Source organism: Halomonas sp. KX33721, assembly GCF_001596805.1.
Classification (GTDB): Bacteria; Pseudomonadota; Gammaproteobacteria; order Pseudomonadales; family Halomonadaceae; genus Vreelandella; species Vreelandella aquamarina.
The window spans coordinates 1-14,623 of sequence record NZ_LVIA01000023.1 but is presented as its reverse complement, the minus strand read 5'-3'; the positions used below and the strand labels follow the sequence as shown (position 1 = coordinate 14,623).

General features: G+C 56.5%; 19 protein-coding genes. 7 read left to right on the top strand and 12 right to left on the bottom strand.

Translation table 11 applies throughout. The features are described 5' to 3' along the window. Nucleotides 1–59: 59 nt before the first annotated feature. Both A3220_RS09635 and A3220_RS09630 read right to left on the bottom strand, forming a co-directional pair. Nucleotides 60–989, bottom strand: a complete 930-nt coding sequence (locus tag A3220_RS09635; protein ID WP_062374617.1) for an alpha/beta fold hydrolase — start codon at nt 987–989, stop codon at nt 60–62. Between the two features lie 15 nt (nt 990–1,004). Then, a complete protein-coding gene (locus A3220_RS09630; protein WP_062374615.1) occupies nt 1,005–2,372 on the bottom strand; it encodes a cytochrome P450 in 1,368 nt (455 codons plus the stop codon). Between the two features lie 215 nt (nt 2,373–2,587). Between A3220_RS09630 and A3220_RS09625 the strand changes: the two genes are divergently transcribed. Then, on the top strand, nt 2,588–3,508 hold the full coding sequence (locus A3220_RS09625; protein ID WP_062374613.1) for a glutaminase: 921 nt from the start codon (nt 2,588–2,590) through the stop codon (nt 3,506–3,508). Here A3220_RS09625 and A3220_RS09620 read toward each other — a convergent pair. After that, nucleotides 3,505–4,359, bottom strand: coding sequence for a methylated-DNA--[protein]-cysteine S-methyltransferase (locus tag A3220_RS09620; RefSeq protein WP_062374612.1), 855 nt, complete (start codon nt 4,357–4,359; stop codon nt 3,505–3,507). The genes A3220_RS09625 and A3220_RS09620 overlap by 4 nt on opposite strands. A gap of 211 nt (nt 4,360–4,570) precedes the next feature. Between A3220_RS09620 and A3220_RS09615 the strand changes: the two genes are divergently transcribed. Continuing rightward, nucleotides 4,571–5,380 carry a DUF1206 domain-containing protein gene (locus A3220_RS09615; RefSeq protein WP_044630401.1) on the top strand — a complete coding sequence of 270 codons (810 nt, stop codon included), beginning with the start codon at nt 4,571–4,573 and terminating at the stop codon, nt 5,378–5,380. A gap of 7 nt (nt 5,381–5,387) precedes the next feature. Beyond that, a complete protein-coding gene (locus tag A3220_RS09610) occupies nt 5,388–5,990 on the top strand; it encodes a VTT domain-containing protein (protein WP_062363240.1) in 603 nt (200 codons plus the stop codon). Nucleotides 5,991–6,039: 49 nt separating this feature from the next. Here A3220_RS09610 and A3220_RS09605 read toward each other — a convergent pair whose 3' ends face one another. Continuing rightward, a complete protein-coding gene (locus tag A3220_RS09605) occupies nt 6,040–6,450 on the bottom strand; it encodes a DUF4019 domain-containing protein (RefSeq protein ID WP_062374610.1) in 411 nt (136 codons plus the stop codon). A gap of 220 nt (nt 6,451–6,670) precedes the next feature. Between A3220_RS09605 and A3220_RS09600 the strand changes: the two genes are divergently transcribed. Continuing rightward, nucleotides 6,671–7,426, top strand: a complete 756-nt coding sequence (locus A3220_RS09600) for a class I SAM-dependent methyltransferase (protein WP_062374608.1) — start codon at nt 6,671–6,673, stop codon at nt 7,424–7,426. Here the strand turns inward: A3220_RS09600 and A3220_RS09595 are convergent. Next, on the bottom strand, nt 7,423–7,893 hold the full coding sequence (locus A3220_RS09595; RefSeq protein WP_062374606.1) for a DUF1456 family protein: 471 nt from the start codon (nt 7,891–7,893) through the stop codon (nt 7,423–7,425). The genes A3220_RS09600 and A3220_RS09595 overlap by 4 nt on opposite strands. Nucleotides 7,894–7,902: 9 nt before the next feature. Beyond that, nucleotides 7,903–8,325, bottom strand: coding sequence for a hypothetical protein (locus A3220_RS09590; RefSeq protein WP_062374605.1), 423 nt, complete (start codon nt 8,323–8,325; stop codon nt 7,903–7,905). A gap of 194 nt (nt 8,326–8,519) precedes the next feature. On the opposite strand from A3220_RS09590, the gene A3220_RS09585 reads away from it, so the two are divergent. Further along, nucleotides 8,520–9,716, top strand: a complete 1,197-nt coding sequence (locus A3220_RS09585) for a DEAD/DEAH box helicase (protein WP_062374603.1) — start codon at nt 8,520–8,522, stop codon at nt 9,714–9,716. A gap of 50 nt (nt 9,717–9,766) precedes the next feature. Here the strand turns inward: A3220_RS09585 and rho are convergent, their stop codons facing one another. Next, on the bottom strand, nt 9,767–10,741 hold the full coding sequence (gene rho / locus A3220_RS09580) for a transcription termination factor Rho (RefSeq protein WP_062374601.1): 975 nt from the start codon (nt 10,739–10,741) through the stop codon (nt 9,767–9,769). Between the two features lie 378 nt (nt 10,742–11,119). Continuing rightward, a complete protein-coding gene (locus tag A3220_RS09575) occupies nt 11,120–11,338 on the bottom strand; it encodes a Txe/YoeB family addiction module toxin (protein WP_062374599.1) in 219 nt (72 codons plus the stop codon). Nucleotides 11,339–11,426: 88 nt separating this feature from the next. Between A3220_RS09575 and A3220_RS09570 the strand changes: the two genes are divergently transcribed. Together A3220_RS09570 and A3220_RS09565 are read left to right on the top strand one after the other, a co-directional pair. Next, nucleotides 11,427–11,666: a type II toxin-antitoxin system ParD family antitoxin gene (locus A3220_RS09570; protein ID WP_016914150.1), complete on the top strand. Its 240-nt coding sequence runs from the start codon at nt 11,427–11,429 to the stop codon at nt 11,664–11,666. Then, complete coding sequence (locus A3220_RS09565; protein WP_062374597.1) at nt 11,666–11,959, top strand: type II toxin-antitoxin system RelE/ParE family toxin; 294 nt, start codon at nt 11,666–11,668, stop codon at nt 11,957–11,959. The genes A3220_RS09570 and A3220_RS09565 overlap by 1 nt, the downstream gene beginning before the upstream one ends. Before the next feature lie 463 nt (nt 11,960–12,422). On the opposite strand, the gene A3220_RS09555 is transcribed toward A3220_RS09565, so the two are convergent. The 4 genes from A3220_RS09555 to A3220_RS09540 form a co-directional block, all read right to left on the bottom strand. Continuing rightward, nucleotides 12,423–12,800, bottom strand: a complete 378-nt coding sequence (locus A3220_RS09555; protein WP_062374592.1) for an Ltp family lipoprotein — start codon at nt 12,798–12,800, stop codon at nt 12,423–12,425. Between the two features lie 92 nt (nt 12,801–12,892). Beyond that, complete coding sequence (locus tag A3220_RS09550) at nt 12,893–13,414, bottom strand: hypothetical protein (RefSeq protein ID WP_062374590.1); 522 nt, start codon at nt 13,412–13,414, stop codon at nt 12,893–12,895. Nucleotides 13,415–13,501: 87 nt separating this feature from the next. Then, entirely contained in the window at nt 13,502–14,218 is a 717-nt protein-coding gene (locus A3220_RS09545; RefSeq protein ID WP_062374589.1) for a hypothetical protein, read from the bottom strand. 88 nt (nt 14,219–14,306) lie between these two features. After that, the coding region (locus A3220_RS09540) for a helix-turn-helix domain-containing protein (protein WP_252860448.1) at nt 14,307–14,623 on the bottom strand (317 nt) is incomplete at its 5' end.

Below are 14,623 nucleotides of genomic sequence, written 5' to 3'. Positions count from 1 at the left end.
GAAAGGCAACGGCATTAAATACTGAGGAAAGTCCCCTCGCAAGTCGTATAAAGCTCATGTCATAGGCCGTGGGTCTCTGCCCAGAGGGCGATACGCTGAGCAGCGGTAGTATTCACCACGATATCCAGATGCGATACGCCAGCGATGAATGCAAACTCTGACTGAGGCGCATGAGGGTGAATGGTAGGCTCGAACTGCTTGGCGTAAAACGCCTCGTCTCTATCCCCCACCAGCACCAGAATGGGCGCGCGAATGTTGGCAAGGTCAGCTTTGTAATTGGCGGTACCAAAGCTCTCCATCATGCGGTAGGTGTAGCTGCGGGTTTCAGAGCCAGTGCGATACGCCAGCGGCAGGTTGAAACGCAGCACCGGCCAGTGATTGAAGCAAGTAACGCGCAGCTGATTCAGCAGCGCCAGCGGTACGATGCGCCATAGGTTCGGCTTGGCCCAGCCCGCTTTTTTACGCACCGTGGCGGCGTTGTAAGCTAAAAACGGCGCCAACAGCACCACACCCGCTAAGTTGCCTGCCTGCTTGCCCGCCGCAAAGCGCAGCGCCAACCCGCCGCCGGAAGAGTGCCCACCAATCACCACACGTTCATGGGGCGCGTGTTCATGCTTCGCGTGCTCGATCAGATCAGCCAGGTCGTCCTCTAACTGGCCGATGTAATCTACGTCACCCCGCCGCATAGGATTTGGCCCGTGGCCGCGTAAATCGGGGGTAAGGACATCGAAGCCAGCCGATGTCGCTAGGTACTCTGCCATGGGAGCCAAATAGTGGCTGCTGGCCGATGAGCCATGTAGCAGCACCAGCAATGTAGGCGGCGCGGCCTGCTCGTTGGCAGAGGCGCAGCGGGCGGGATAGTACCGATAGTTCAACGTACCGCCATCTCGTGCCGTATAGCATTGCAGCGGCGGAATATCGGCCTCGGCAGGCAGAATATTCACCAGCACATCGAAACGTAAACCGGTCGTAGGCTGAGCGTGTGGCATCGCGTGGTCTCCTTCTTACGCCGTGGCATCACTTTCAACGGAATGACGCTCCAGCCGAAAGCGCACATGGAACGGGCTAAGTAACCCCGGCATCGGCGCTTCGCCGGACAGCTTGTCGGGGGGATGCAACGCCCAGCGCGCACGCCGAAGAAGCGCAGCGAGCAATCGGCTAGTGACGAGCAGCACGATGTGCCTGCCGGGGCACACCCCTGGCCCGGCGCTGAACGGCACCAAAGGCCAACGCCCTGCACCGTCCGGGCGCAGCCACATCTCTGGCAGGAACCGATGGGCAGCGTGCAGGTAGCGCTCGTCCCGATGAAAATAGGGCGTGTGAATCAACAGCGACGTGTTGGCCGGCATTTCTCCCTGCTTCCACTGAGTCGCCTGGGTGGTCTGCCTTAAAATCAGCGGCGTGGTGGGCCATAACCGCAGCGCCTCTAGCACGCTCGCCTTGAACCGATCCATGGAAGGCGGCGAAGCATCTTTTACCTCGTCGAGCGCGCTGGCCGCATACTCAGGATGCGCGCACAAGAGCGCCAGCGCTCGAAACGTCGCCATACCGGCGGGATCAAACGCAAACAGCCACTGCGGCACTTGCTGCAGCGGCGCCGGGGCGCTATCCGCCTCTTGGTTCGTGTGATGGAGCATTGCCATCAGACTATGTGGCTCGGCCTGCTGGTAGTAAAACGCCAAGTGTTGCTCGAACCGCTGCTGCAAGCGCTTGCGCTTAGGGCGCATAAAGCCCCAGTTGGCGGCCTTGCGCAGCCGTGCTAATTCGCGGGTGACCGTCTGGTCATCCCGTGCGCTATCGCCCAGCACCACACGCCGCACGATACGCTCCCAAGCGTGTTGAAAGGTCGGCCAATCCAGCTCATCGAACCGGGTTTGGGTGCGGGCCACGAGCGTTTCGGCTTCCTCTTCGACCACCTGGGCGAACGCATCGGCAAACAGGTGATGCGGGCAGTCGCTCTGCAACACTCGCTCGTTTAAGTGGCGACGCGTTTGGCGTGCTTCACCGTGGGACACGAGCGACATCTTGGGCTCGAAATGACCGAGCGCGCTGCGCTTAAGCGCTTCATCCGTCGCGAACGGTTCCGGCGTGTGCGCCAACACATGGTTGGCATCGGCGGGGTCGAGGATCACCGCCATCCTCTTTGTAGGCACGTTCAGCATGAGCGGGCCACGGCCATACTTTTTACTGAGCGCTTGAAGCTGCCGAATGCCTTTGGCATCCAGCCCGAAGCGCTCCACCACGCCGACGACGTTCGGGCGGCGGCGAATGACCCCTTTTGCCACGTTGGGGGCCATGACTTGGCTGATAATGGCAATGGTCTCCCTGAGCGTTGCGGTCGGCAACGCCTCAGGGGTGGATGTCCTATCCATTCCTGCTCCTTGAGTGATACGGCTATCGTGACAGTCTAGAGCCCACCCCAGCAGACGCAAGCAAATCACCGAGACCTTTTGCAACAAACACTTAAATCAAGCTAGGCGTTAACTTAGTTAGTGTTATAGGCCATGCCATAAAGGGTATGCCAGCAGACAGCTTGGGTATTTTCCGCTAGGGTAGCGGCTCCCGCCACCAACCGATTACGCCCGATATGCAAGAGATACTGAACGAGATAGTCGCCGAGCTTGCGCAAGAGACCGAGCGCGGCAACGTGGCCGACTACATTCCGCAGCTAGCCCACGTTGACCCCAGCCAGTTTGCCATTAGCCTAGCCACGGTAGAGGGCGAGCGCTTTTCGGCGGGCTGCGCGACCACGCCCTTCTCGATTCAGAGTATTTCCAAGGTGTTTACCTTGACCATTGCGCTGGGCAAATGGGGCGATGGGCTGTGGTCAAAAGTAGGCCGCGAGCCTTCCGGCGACCCGTTCAACTCCATCGTTCAGCTAGAGCATGAGGGCGGCAAACCGCGCAACCCGTTCATCAATGCCGGGGCCATTGCGGTGGTGGATGCCATTATGATGGGCCACGAACCCAAAGAGACTCTGGCCGAAATTTTGAGCTTTGTGCGCTACATCGCAGACGACAACAGCATCTGCTTTGATCACCAGGTCGCCGCCTCGGAAATGGAGCACAAACACCGCAATGCATCGCTGGCCCACTTCATGAAAGCCTTTGGGCGGCTGCGCCATGATGTCGATAAAGTGCTCGGCACCTACTTTCACCAGTGCGCCATCGCCATGAGCAGCGACCAGCTCGCCCACGCGGGGCTGTTTCTGGCTTCCGATGGTGTCAACCGTCCTAGCAACCTACGGGTGGTATCACCCCAGCGGGCACGGCGGATCAACTCGCTGATGATGATGTGCGGCCACTACGATGCCTCGGGGGAGTTCGCCTTTCGCGTGGGCCTGCCAGGCAAAAGCGGCGTGGGCGGCGGCATTTTAGCCATCGCGCCGGGGCGCGGTTCGCTGGCGGTATGGTCGCCAGGGTTAGATCGCTATGGCAACAGCCTACTAGGCGCACGGGCGCTGGAGATGTTCGTACAACGCACCGGCTGGTCGGTGTTTGGGCACTAGCCGTGGGCGCTTTCCAACTGTTCAGCGTACTGGGCAGCTTCCCAGGCCTGCACTTTGCGTTTCACATCTAGCCCCCAACGGTAGCCGCCTAGCGCGCCGCTTTGCTGAATCACCCGGTGGCAGGGAATCCACAGCGCCACCGGGTTCGCGCCCACCGCATTCCCTACCGCCCGAGATGCTGTTGGCGCGCCTAGCGCCTGGGCAATGTGCGAATAGCTGGCGAGCCGTCCGTCGGGAATCATCAGCAGTGCTCGCCAAACGTTCAGCTGAAAATTGGTGCCGCGTACGTGTAGCGACAGCGCCCCCGGCGCAGCCGTTTTCCCTGGCTCGAACAGCGCATCGACGGCATAGCGGGTCGCCTCTGGCCGGTGGCGCACGGTACTGCGCGGCCACTCAGCGGCGAGCTGAGCCAGCATCTCTGCCTCGGGCGTGGCGGCCAGAAACCCCATTCGGCAAATACCCCTTGGCGTCGCTGCCACCAACACTTCGCCAAACGGCGTGGGATGAATGCCGTAAGCAATCTCCACGCCCTCCCCTTGGCGCTTAAACTCGCCAGGCGTGACCGCTTCCAGTGTCACAAAATGATCGTAAAGCCGCGAGCCACCGCTTAGCCCCAGCGCCTGGGCGGTATCGGCCAGGCTTTGCGCCGAGGCAATGAGCTGTTTACCCCGCGCCAGCGTCAGCGCCTGCAAAAAGCGCTTGGGGCTAACGCCTGCATAGCGGCAAAACAGCCGCTGAAAATGGAACGCGCTCAAATGCACCTGCGCCGCCACCGTTTCCAAACTCGGCTGCTGGGCGGCATTCGCCACCATAAAGGCCATGGCTTTTTCGATGCGGGCATAGTCGTTCATTGCTTCTATCTCACGGGCAAGGCTAAGGGGTAACGCTCACGGTAGTTCAAGCTTAACCAGCCAAGGCCCCAGGACCCACCCGAATCTTGCTCAGTTTGCGTCCCTTTTATCGCCAAATGCCCAATAAACGCTACGCTGGACATTATCTCCCTACACCCACAGTATGGGCCGCCGGAAGGATCGCCATTGCCATTTACGTCAGGAGGACATCATGGACAGTAACCCCCCGAACCAACGGGATGCGGTAAAACTGTTCGCCCGCTTGGGCTACGCATCGCGAGGCGTGGTATATCTGCTGGTGGGTGGATTAGCGGCACTGGCGGCGTTTGGCCAAGGCGGCCAAACCGAAGGCAGCCGCGGCGCGCTTGAAAGCGTACTAACCGCCCCCTTCGGCAAAGTGCTGCTGGGCGTTATTGCATTGGGGTTAGTGGGCTATGCCGTATGGCGCACGCTGCAAGCCCTTCAGGATACTGATCACCACGGCAGCGGCACTAAAGGGCTGGCGATTCGCGGGGGCTTGCTGGTTAGCGCCGTTACGCATACGTTCTTGGCCTTTTTTGCTGCCAAGCTTGTGGTTCATATCGGCGGCTCTAGCGGCTCAGGAGATGGTTCTGAAAGTGCGGCCAGTTGGCTGATGCAGCAGCCCTTCGGGCGCTGGCTGGTGGCGGCAGTCGGCATTGCGCTGATTGGCGCGGGCATCGCCCATGCCATTAAAGGCTGGAAAGCAAAATTCGACCGCCACTTCTCAATGCCTGCCAAAGTGCAGCGCTGGGCTTACCCAGTATGCCGCTTTGGTTTAGCGGTGCGTGGCTTGGTATTTGTTATGGTTGGCAGCTTCTTTATCCTAGCGGCTTACCAGTTCAACCCTAACCAAGCGGGCGGCACGACCGAAGTGTTCAGCACGTTAAGAGGCCAAGCCTTGGGCCAGTGGCTGCTCGCGTTTGTGGCTGTTGGGCTATTTGCGTTTGGCGTGTATAGCTTATTAACCGCTGTTTACCGCCGTATTAACCCTTCCCTGTAGCGCTCCTATGGCCTTTACATCAACGCGTACGAAGCAGTGGTTTGAGCGTATTAACGGCTCGAAAAATATGTTGTGGCTGCTCGCCACGCTCTCCTTTTTAGAAACCATTATTCTGCCGATTCCCATTGAACTGGTATTAATCCCGCTAATGGCAGTGAACCGGCAGCGCATCTGGGCTATTGCCGCCGTTACCACGCTGGGCTGTTTAGTGGCTTCGATAGTGGGCTACGGCGTGGGCATGGTGCTCTACCAATCCCTCGGCACGTGGTTTATCGAATTTATGGGGATGGAGCAGAGCTATCAGGCGTTTCAAGGCTTCTTTGACCAGTACGGCTTTGCAGCCATTCTCGCCATTGGCATTTTGCCGATTCCGTTTCAGGTCGCGATGATTACCGCCGGGCTCTCGGGCTACCCCATCGCGCTGTTCGCCCTGGCCGCCCTCATCGCCCGCGGGCTGCGTTACTACGGACTAGCATGGCTGGTACACCGTTTTGGGCACCGAGTGGAAAGCATGTGGAAACGCCATGCGCTAAAGACCAGCCTAGCGCTGGGCAGTGTGGTGCTTCTGCTAGTCCTGGGGATGCAGGCACTGGCGGGGCTGATCGTGTAGAAAACACACTAGCCGCCAACGTTGCGGCTATTGATGGGCGCGAATCACGTTACTGCACGTAGTAGCCGCTCACTCGCCACGTGCCCTCTTCCAGATGTGGCGTGACGACTTCGACCACGCGCTGGTTATTCGTGAACTGGGTTTTAAAAGCGAACTCTTTGTAGTCGTTGCGCGGCGCCCCAGGCATCGAGGTGTACTGCGACATGCGGATGCGCCGCCGCGACTCGACGCTGCCCAAATCGTTGCGGGCCAGCGTCACCACGCGCTGCAGCATGGTGGGAGAAAGCGGCGTCTTCAACAGCGGCGACGACTTTTCCCAAGCCTGCTCATATTCACCTTGATCGATCGCTTCCAGCCAAGCGAGCGCGGCCGCTTCCGCCGCCTCGGTGGTAGACGCCTGTACATAAGAAGTCATCGCCAGGAGCAACGCATAGAGAATGAGAGCAAAGGGTTTTAGCATGGCAGCCTCGTATGGCAATCGAATGTGTCGTGCGACTTTAGTAGTTATCGGACCATCACACAATTTCTTTAATCACATTAACCCTAAAGCGCTAGCCAGGCTGTGAAAGAGTGCAAACTTGATCGCCGCTTGGCCAAGCCACTCCTACGCCTTCTCAAACTCCAACCGCTCGTTTACTATGCGCCTCCTCATTTATGTCAGCCCTCACCATTAGGCCACTATGTCCGTCAACGCGCTCTACACCGACCTGTCTGGCTACTACGATTTGATGTGCGTCGACATCGACTACCTGGCCCAAAGCCACGCCATTCGTCGCCTGCACCAAATTTTTGGTAATGAAGGCAAACGCCATTTGGACTTAGCCTGCGGCACCGGCCCTCACGTGCGTCATTTTCTGGATGCTGGCTACACCAGCAGCGGGTTGGATATTAACCAACCGATGCTGGATATTGCCGCCCAACGCTGCCCAGAGGCGCACTTCTCACTGCAGGATATGAGCAGCTTTGAGGTCGACGAACCGCTGGATCTCATCACCTGCTTTCTCTACTCCATCCACTACAGCGATGGCCTGGACAAGCTCGGCGACTGCATCGCCAGTGCCCACCGCGCCTTGAACGAGGGCGGCGTGTTCTGCTTCAACGCGGTGGATAAGCAGCGCATTAATAACGATCTGTTCGTTAAGCACACGGCTAAACAGGCAGACGCCACGCTTAGCTTTCGCTCGGGCTGGCACTATAGCGGGCAAGGGGCGCGGCAGTCGCTGCGGCTGAGCATCGAAAAGACCACGGCGGAGACAACGCAGGTGTGGCACGACGAGCACCCCATGGTGGCCGTCAGTTTTAGCGAACTCATCGCCCTGCTGGAGCCTACCTTCGAGGTGCACGTGTTCGAGCATGATTACCAGACCATCACGCCCTGGGATAACGTCTCAGGCAATGCGATCTTCGTATGTGTGAAACGCGAGGGCCTCGCTTAACCGTTATCGTTGGGGCGCTGCTGTTGCTGCACGCCCATCAGGAAATTACGCAGCATTTGGTCTTTGCACTCGCGGTAATTCTTGTGGCTGGGCTTGCGGAAAAACGCGCTGAGTTCGTGAGGGCTAAGCGGCAGGCCCATCTGATCGAACACTTCTAAAATATCCTCTGCCTTCATGTTCAGCGCGATGCGCAGCTTCTGGAACACCATGTTGTTGTTCAGCTGCGATTCTGGCGCAGGCTGCGGGCCTTCACGCTTGCCGCGCTTAAAGCTGATAAAACCGTTCAAGAACGCGGCCAGCTCGCGGTTCTTCATCGTGACGAAAGCGTCGTCTTCGTCTTTTTTTAGCCACGCGGTGACCTGCGGCTGGGTAACGGGCACTTCTGCCAGCGCGAAGATATCCACGATGGTATTGTCTTTTAAATCAAAGGTGTAGCGGATACGGCGAAAAATATCGTTGTTGGTCAAAATCAGGTCCTAACCGGTAGTTAATGTTGCCAGCAGCTCATCAATTTCTGCTTTGAGTTCGTTATCTTCAATAGTGTGGGCACTGGCCTGGGCCTGCTGCAAGCGTTCAATCGCCGCCTGGGTGTCGCCCAGCTCCACTTGCAGTGCCGCCATGGAGAAACCAATCGAGGCAATGTGGTCGTTCGACTGCTTGGCTACCGCCTTGTCCAGCGCCTTTTGGTAGATCGGCAGCGCGTCTTCCAGCTCTTCGGTGAAGTCGGCCAGGGTTTCCCACTGCTCGGGGTGGTCTTTTTCGGTGTTCTCATGCTCGGTGCAGATCGCCTGCAGCTCGGCGTAAAGCGCTTCAAAGGTGGCGCGGTCATCCTTGGACGCGGCCTTCATCAGCTTTTCGGCCAGCTCGTACACCGCCTTGTAAATTTTCGTGTTGATCATCAAACCACGACCTTATCGACGTAAAACAGCAGGCTAAAGCACACAGGCTTCGCCGGGAAGGGGGCATTATACCTTGTGTAAGGCGAGGTACGGTGACGCGGCGGGCAATATTCGAGCAACGGCGGGCCGATTTTACGCTATGCTGCACCACTTTTTACGTTCGACCCACCTACGACTCGCTGTCAGGGCCCCTTATGCCTTTTTCTACACTCGGTTTATCCACTCCCCTCGTTCAGGCGATTACCGAACTCGGTTACCAGACGCCCACGCCCATCCAGGAACAGGCCATTCCCGCCATTCTCTCGGGCAAGGACCTCATCGCCACCGCCCAAACTGGCACCGGCAAAACCGCCGCCTTCGTGCTGCCGCTGCTGGAGCGCTTCAGCAAGGCAGAAGCGCTGCGGGCCAAGCGCATCCGCGCGCTGATTCTGGTGCCCACTCGCGAGCTGGCGGTACAGGTCAATGCCAGCGTGGCGCAATACGCCAGGCATACCCAGCTCACCTCGATGGCCGCGTATGGCGGTGTGGATACCGCGCCCCAAAAGGAGCGTTTGATCGAAGGCGTGGACATTCTGGTGGCCACACCGGGCAGGCTGCTGGACCTGGCGCATCAGCGCGCCCTGCACTTCGACGAGCTGCAGGTCATGGTGCTGGACGAAGCGGACAGAATGGTCGACATGGGCTTTGTGGATGATATTCACAAGATCATCGTGCGCCTGCCGGAACAGCGCCAGAACCTGCTGTTCACGGCCACCATGACCCAGGACGTTCGCGCCCTCGCCCGCAGTTTTTCAGACAGCAAGATGACCGACCTGGCCGCCAACATCGCCATCACCCCCAACGTTCGCGCCGCCGACACCATCGAACAGTGGCTGATCACGGTCGACAAGGACACCAAATCCGCCCTGCTCAGCCACCTGATCAACGAACAGGCCTGGGACCAGGCGCTGATCTTCGTCGAGAAGAAGCACAGCGCGGCCAAGCTGGTGGCCCAGTTGGAGAAACGCGGCATCGTCGCGGACTCCATCCATGGCGGCAGAAGCCAGGCCATGCGCGAAAAGATTCTGGCCCAGTTCAAAACCGGTGAGCTCAAGTACCTGGTGGCCACCGGCGTCGCGGCGCGGGGGCTGGATATCGGCGAACTGAGCCGAGTGGTGAACTACGACCTACCCTTCCAGCCGGAAGAGTACATCCACCGCATTGGCCGCACCGGCCGCGCCGGGGCCTCCGGGGAAGCCATCTCGCTGGTGGATATCAGCGACTTCAAGAACCTGTGTGCCATCGAACGGCGCATGAACCAGCTCATCGAGCGCCGGGAAGTGGCAGAGTTTCCGGTCAAGAAGGCCGTCCCGGCCTCCAATTTGAAGCATGTGAAGAAAGGCAGCCGCTAGGCGTTGTAGGCAACATCGGCGAGTGATGGCCCGCAGGCAGGTGGCAGGCCTTACCCCTGAGCGGGTGAAAACGCCGCCAGCAGCTCGGCGTTGGTGGGGTACTTCTCCAGCAGCGCCAGCAGCTTCTGCGCGCCGTCGGTTGGCTTGAGCGGCGCCAAGGCTCTGCGCAGGCTGCGTACCTTTTCGATCTCGTGGGCCTCGATCAATAGCTCTTCGCGGCGGGTACTGCTTTTGGCAATATCGAGCGCCGGGAAGATGCGCTGACTGGCCACCTCCCGCGACAGCACCAGCTCCATGTTGCCGGTGCCCTTGAACTCCTCGAAGATCACCTGATCCATGCGGCTTCCCGTCTCCACCAGCACGGTGGCCAGGATGGTCAGCGAACCGCCGTTTTCGATGTTCCGTGCCGCCCCGAACAGTTTGCGGGGGATTTCCAGCGCTCGGGTATCCAACCCGCCCGACATGGTACGCCCACTGCCCCGCTGCCCCGCGTTGTGCACCCGGGAAAGCCGCGTCAGTGAGTCGATCACGATCATCACATCGTGCCCTTCCCCGGCTTGCCTGCGCGCCGTTTGCAGCAGGTTATCGGCCACGCGCACATGGTGGGCGTAGCTTTCGTCAGACGACGAAGCGTGCACCTCGGCGGTCACGCTGCGCTTGAAATCGGTCACTTCCTCCGGGCGCTCGTCGATCAGCAGGGCATACAGCTTGATCTCGGGATACGCCGCCGCCACGGCCTGGCAGATATGCTTCAACAGCGTGGTTTTCCCCGCCCCCGGCGGCGCCACGATCAGCCCGCGCTGCCCCATGCCAATGGGCGTGATCAAATCCATCGCCCGCACGCTGTGCTCACGAACGCCATTGGCCAGATAAAGGCGCGGGGAAGGATGAATGGCCGTGCCGTTGAGAAAGCGCTTTTCGGGGTCGGTGTGTGATTGCTCTTCGGGTGAGGAATCGGCCACTGTCTCGGCGGGCTTGGCCTCTGGGGGCCGTTTCGTTTTGAGGCTTAGGGTTTTGCGGGTCATGGTTGGAGCCGTCTTGTCAAAGTGAGGGTTCGTGGTTGGCCGTGTTCGTGGTGACTCGACGGCGGATGTTAAACGTAGGCATGGTATTCAACGACCTCTCTGACGGCACACAGCGCCCTTTCGAGCTGCTGAATATCTACCGATGCTAGCGCAAGACGGATGGCATGGGGCACCTGGGCTGCCGTTGAAAAGGGCGCAGCGGTAGACACTGATGCGCTGTTCCAAAAGCGCCAACGTTCCCTCTTGCACCCATTGGCATGCCATCACCGTCACCACTGCTGGCGTATTTTAGGTCGTCGCACGAATCGAGTGCTCTATCTAGGCGACGTCGGGCCGTGAATAAAGGCTAATACATCCGCAACAGCCGTTGGTTATGCATTATTCGTAGTGGCTCCAGAGCCTGAGAACTTTCACCACTCGCTCTTCATCGAGCACTTGATAGACCAGGCGATGCTGAATATTGATGCGGCGTGAATAGGCCCCCGCAAAATCACCCACGAGTTTCTCAAACGGAGGCGGCTTGCGGTATGGGTCTTCCGCTACCAGCGCTAGCCGTTCCTGCGCTTTTGGTTTGAGGCCGCGGGAGGCCAGCTTCACAGTGGCGCGACTTTATCGCGTCGGCCTGCCTTGCCTTGTTATGGGTGCTTTGCCATGATATACCAATATTTGGTACAGGAGTTTCCCCATGGCTAGAAATACCAGCATTACACTCGGCCCCCACTTTGACGAGTTTATAGCCACTCAGGTTGAAAAGGGCCGCTATGGCTCGGTGAGCGAGGTGGTACGTGCCGGACTGCGTCTGCTTGAAGAAACGGAAAGTAAGCTTGAACGGCTCCAACGCCTCCTGGATGAAGGCGAGCAGAGCGGAATAGCAGAGTATTCCCTTGAAAGCGTTATTACAGAACTGGACAACGAAGCTCACTGATGCGTCCATACCTGCTCACTGCCTCTGCCCGAAAAGACGTTGTCGAGATAGGCCGCTTCACCACCGAAAAGTGGGGAAAGCGCCAACGCGATACATACCTCAGGCAGCTTGACGATGCTTTCAAGCTGCTCGCTCGCCAACCTGATATTGGCCGCGATGCGGGTGACATAAAACCAGGGTACAAAAAGTTCAGTCAGGGCAGTCATGTTATCTTTTACAGAGCCGGTACGGAATCCAGGATCGTTGTCATCCGAATTATCCACAACAGTATGGATGTGGAGCAGCATCTTTAACGCTGAGCACAGCGGCGACCTTGGAATGGCGACGAAGGAGCCATGGAAAGGGCGTCCGGCGGCCATCGGCCGCGTACTGCTGCGACTTGTTAAGGGCCTGTTCACCCTTGGTTTTTATTGGGCACCCAATGCTGAATGCCAACTCCCGATACTGTGTGCCATCTTGACCCATTGCGCCAGGAACCAGGCCACCGAATGAGCGGAAATTACCCGACGATTACGCCGGATTGCCCCGCGACCTGAACTCCAAATTACGCGCCGAAGCCGTTGCCAAACTTAGGGCTGTTTTCTGCCTGCCGGCAACCTGCCAAGCGGCGGTAAAACACCAAACCAAAGAACACCGGAGCAAGGCCTTTAACGCTTTGCTAATTGGCTGCCGCAGCGCAGCGTAGGCAGTCCAGTGGAGGCCACGCTTTTTTGTGGCCGGAACGAAATTAAGCAACTTGTTAGGCAGCCTTACGGTTTAGCAAGCACCCGCCTGTTTTGCCCCGTAGGTTGCTTGGCTCTGGGTGTACTTATCTCCATAACTCGATGAAAGCTGCTCAATAAGCCCTTTGCACGAAAAACCTTGAATACTTAAGTATTGCTTTGCAGATCTTACCGCTTGCTTATTCCAATCAATATTCATGCTATCGACAGCTACAGTTGCATCAGAAACGTTATAACCATCTCCATAGTCTGAAGATAGTTGCTCAATAAGTCCGTTGCGTGAAAAGCCTTGGATGCTGATGTATTGCTGGGCAGACCTGACGGCATTTTTTTGAGGGCCAGTTAAGCTGTTGGCCCACGTAGGTACAGAAGCGAACAAAACGGCAACCATAGCTAACTTCAAAAAATTCATACTAATTTCTCCATATGTGAAAAATATGAGCCTAACGCTTTAAACAGCGAAAAACGCAAGCGCAGCGAGTGGTTTCCCGATGCTTTAACTTGTCAGCTTCCGGAAACGAGTTCATTTATATACCACTGTTTGTGAAATTCGGTTAAGTCTTCCATTTGTTTACCAAGCACACCTATTAGCCCGCCAGTCCATGTTGGAAAAGCTTTTGTTCCATCCAAGTTATATACATTTTGAGGTAAGCTTCTAAGTGTATAAACAGGATTTTGAATTCCGTACTCCATGCCTGTTTCTTTAAAAAAATCTCCCTCAAGCATAAATTTCGAACTGCCTTTAAATGAGAGAATGACTTTCTTATAGTTGTTGTCTTTTAAAGTTTCAGATAACTGTAACAAGACCCTGGAAACATCCATTGGGCTTTTATCTGACTTAACTTCACGAATATCAAAAACGATAACGTTTGGATTTACGAACCACTCGAAATGTAAAAGAACACTAATTCCTTCATTTCGGTAATCAGAATCTACGATATCTGTCACCTTTTTTTGGAGAGCAAAGTAATTCCACAGACCAATAGAAGAGAAAAATAAAACTAATATGATTAAAATTTTACGCATAATGATTGTCTTCCTTGTTTTGCCTAACGCCCGCAACACCGGACAATTTGGAGTGCAGCGGAAAATTGTTCCGCGTGCTTGCGTTTGTTAACCATTCTGCTCATCAGCTTCTTCAAAAAGCTCTCTTGCTTTTTCTGTTACCAAATCAACCCCAGCATCTATTATCGGTGAAATGAAATCAGATGCCTTTTCCATGAGTGCCTCGCCAGTATCTGATGCAACCTTGCCAGCCAATTTCTTGAAGGTAGCTTTAATCACACCTTTGAATGAAATATCTGGAGCGCCAGCGGCAACAAGCGCGCCCTTAACGTCATCCCTTTCTCGCTCAGTAAGATATGACTCTATTAAAGCTGCAACAGCATCAAGGCCAAGTTTTACTATGCTAGGCGAGAACGAACCATCAGAAACGTAGCCTAACTTCTGGACCTTCGACCTCAGATGATCCGATACAAGTGGATTTTCAACTTCTAGAACATACAAGTCCCCGTTCTTCTGGATTAGCGGCTTTTTCAAAAGAGCTTTCACTTTTTCGTCCAACTCTTTTTCGGAAGATCGACGTAGCTCCCTGTCGTAAATTAGGCCGCGAGCCTTTGAGCGAGTAACTTTAAGCTTTGACACAAGCTCATATAACTCTGGCTCTTCATCTATCGCGTTCAACTTTTCTAGGACGTTAAGGACGATCAGTTCAACTTCATTTTTAGGCAATGCTCCGAAAGCAGGTGTCATGTAGCTCTGAAGAAAATATGTCAGCGCTGACTTAGCGTCTTCATCGGAAGAATCATTGACTATTTGCTCTATATTCACTCTATGGCTTCCCGATTTCTAATATGGTTAACGCCCGGCTTTGCGGCGTGCCGGAGCGCAGCGTAGCGCGTCCGACAACAGCCGCTTGTTAACCCCGTAGCTCGAGGCCTTCTCGAATGACCTCGGGATGACGGGAAGCAATCTCAATGAGCGCTTTTGCTGGACCAGAGGGTTCACGTCGACCTTGCTCCCACTCCTGCAGGGTTCGCGCGGAAATATGCAGTACCTCAGCAAACTCGACCTGAGTCAGTCCGGTTTTGCCTCGAGCCTCTGCCACCTCGTTAGGCTCAACACGACTGACTCGTGCAGTTTTGCCCGCTTTCATTTCTTTAACAGACTGAAGCAACTTGTTGCCAAGCTCCTCAGCACTTAGTGTCTCGTCACTCATTTTCCAATACCTCACGA

Bases quoted from the DNA above. Each gene is read 5' to 3' on its own strand.
- A3220_RS09635 (WP_062374617.1), bottom strand. From the start codon at position 989: ATGCCACACGCTCAGCCTACGACCGGTTTACGTTTCGATGTGCTGGTG.
- A3220_RS09630 (WP_062374615.1), bottom strand. From the start codon at position 2,372: ATGGATAGGACATCCACCCCTGAGGCGTTGCCGACCGCAACGCTCAGG.
- A3220_RS09625 (WP_062374613.1), top strand. From the start codon at position 2,588: ATGCAAGAGATACTGAACGAGATAGTCGCCGAGCTTGCGCAAGAGACC.
- A3220_RS09620 (WP_062374612.1), bottom strand. From the start codon at position 4,359: ATGAACGACTATGCCCGCATCGAAAAAGCCATGGCCTTTATGGTGGCG.
- A3220_RS09615 (WP_044630401.1), top strand. From the start codon at position 4,571: ATGGACAGTAACCCCCCGAACCAACGGGATGCGGTAAAACTGTTCGCC.
- A3220_RS09610 (WP_062363240.1), top strand. From the start codon at position 5,388: ATGGCCTTTACATCAACGCGTACGAAGCAGTGGTTTGAGCGTATTAAC.
- A3220_RS09605 (WP_062374610.1), bottom strand. From the start codon at position 6,450: ATGCTAAAACCCTTTGCTCTCATTCTCTATGCGTTGCTCCTGGCGATG.
- A3220_RS09600 (WP_062374608.1), top strand. From the start codon at position 6,671: ATGTCCGTCAACGCGCTCTACACCGACCTGTCTGGCTACTACGATTTG.
- A3220_RS09590 (WP_062374605.1), bottom strand. From the start codon at position 8,325: ATGATCAACACGAAAATTTACAAGGCGGTGTACGAGCTGGCCGAAAAG.
- A3220_RS09585 (WP_062374603.1), top strand. From the start codon at position 8,520: ATGCCTTTTTCTACACTCGGTTTATCCACTCCCCTCGTTCAGGCGATT.
- rho (WP_062374601.1), bottom strand. From the start codon at position 10,741: ATGACCCGCAAAACCCTAAGCCTCAAAACGAAACGGCCCCCAGAGGCC.
- A3220_RS09570 (WP_016914150.1), top strand. From the start codon at position 11,427: ATGGCTAGAAATACCAGCATTACACTCGGCCCCCACTTTGACGAGTTT.
- A3220_RS09565 (WP_062374597.1), top strand. From the start codon at position 11,666: ATGCGTCCATACCTGCTCACTGCCTCTGCCCGAAAAGACGTTGTCGAG.
- A3220_RS09555 (WP_062374592.1), bottom strand. From the start codon at position 12,800: ATGAATTTTTTGAAGTTAGCTATGGTTGCCGTTTTGTTCGCTTCTGTA.
- A3220_RS09550 (WP_062374590.1), bottom strand. From the start codon at position 13,414: ATGCGTAAAATTTTAATCATATTAGTTTTATTTTTCTCTTCTATTGGT.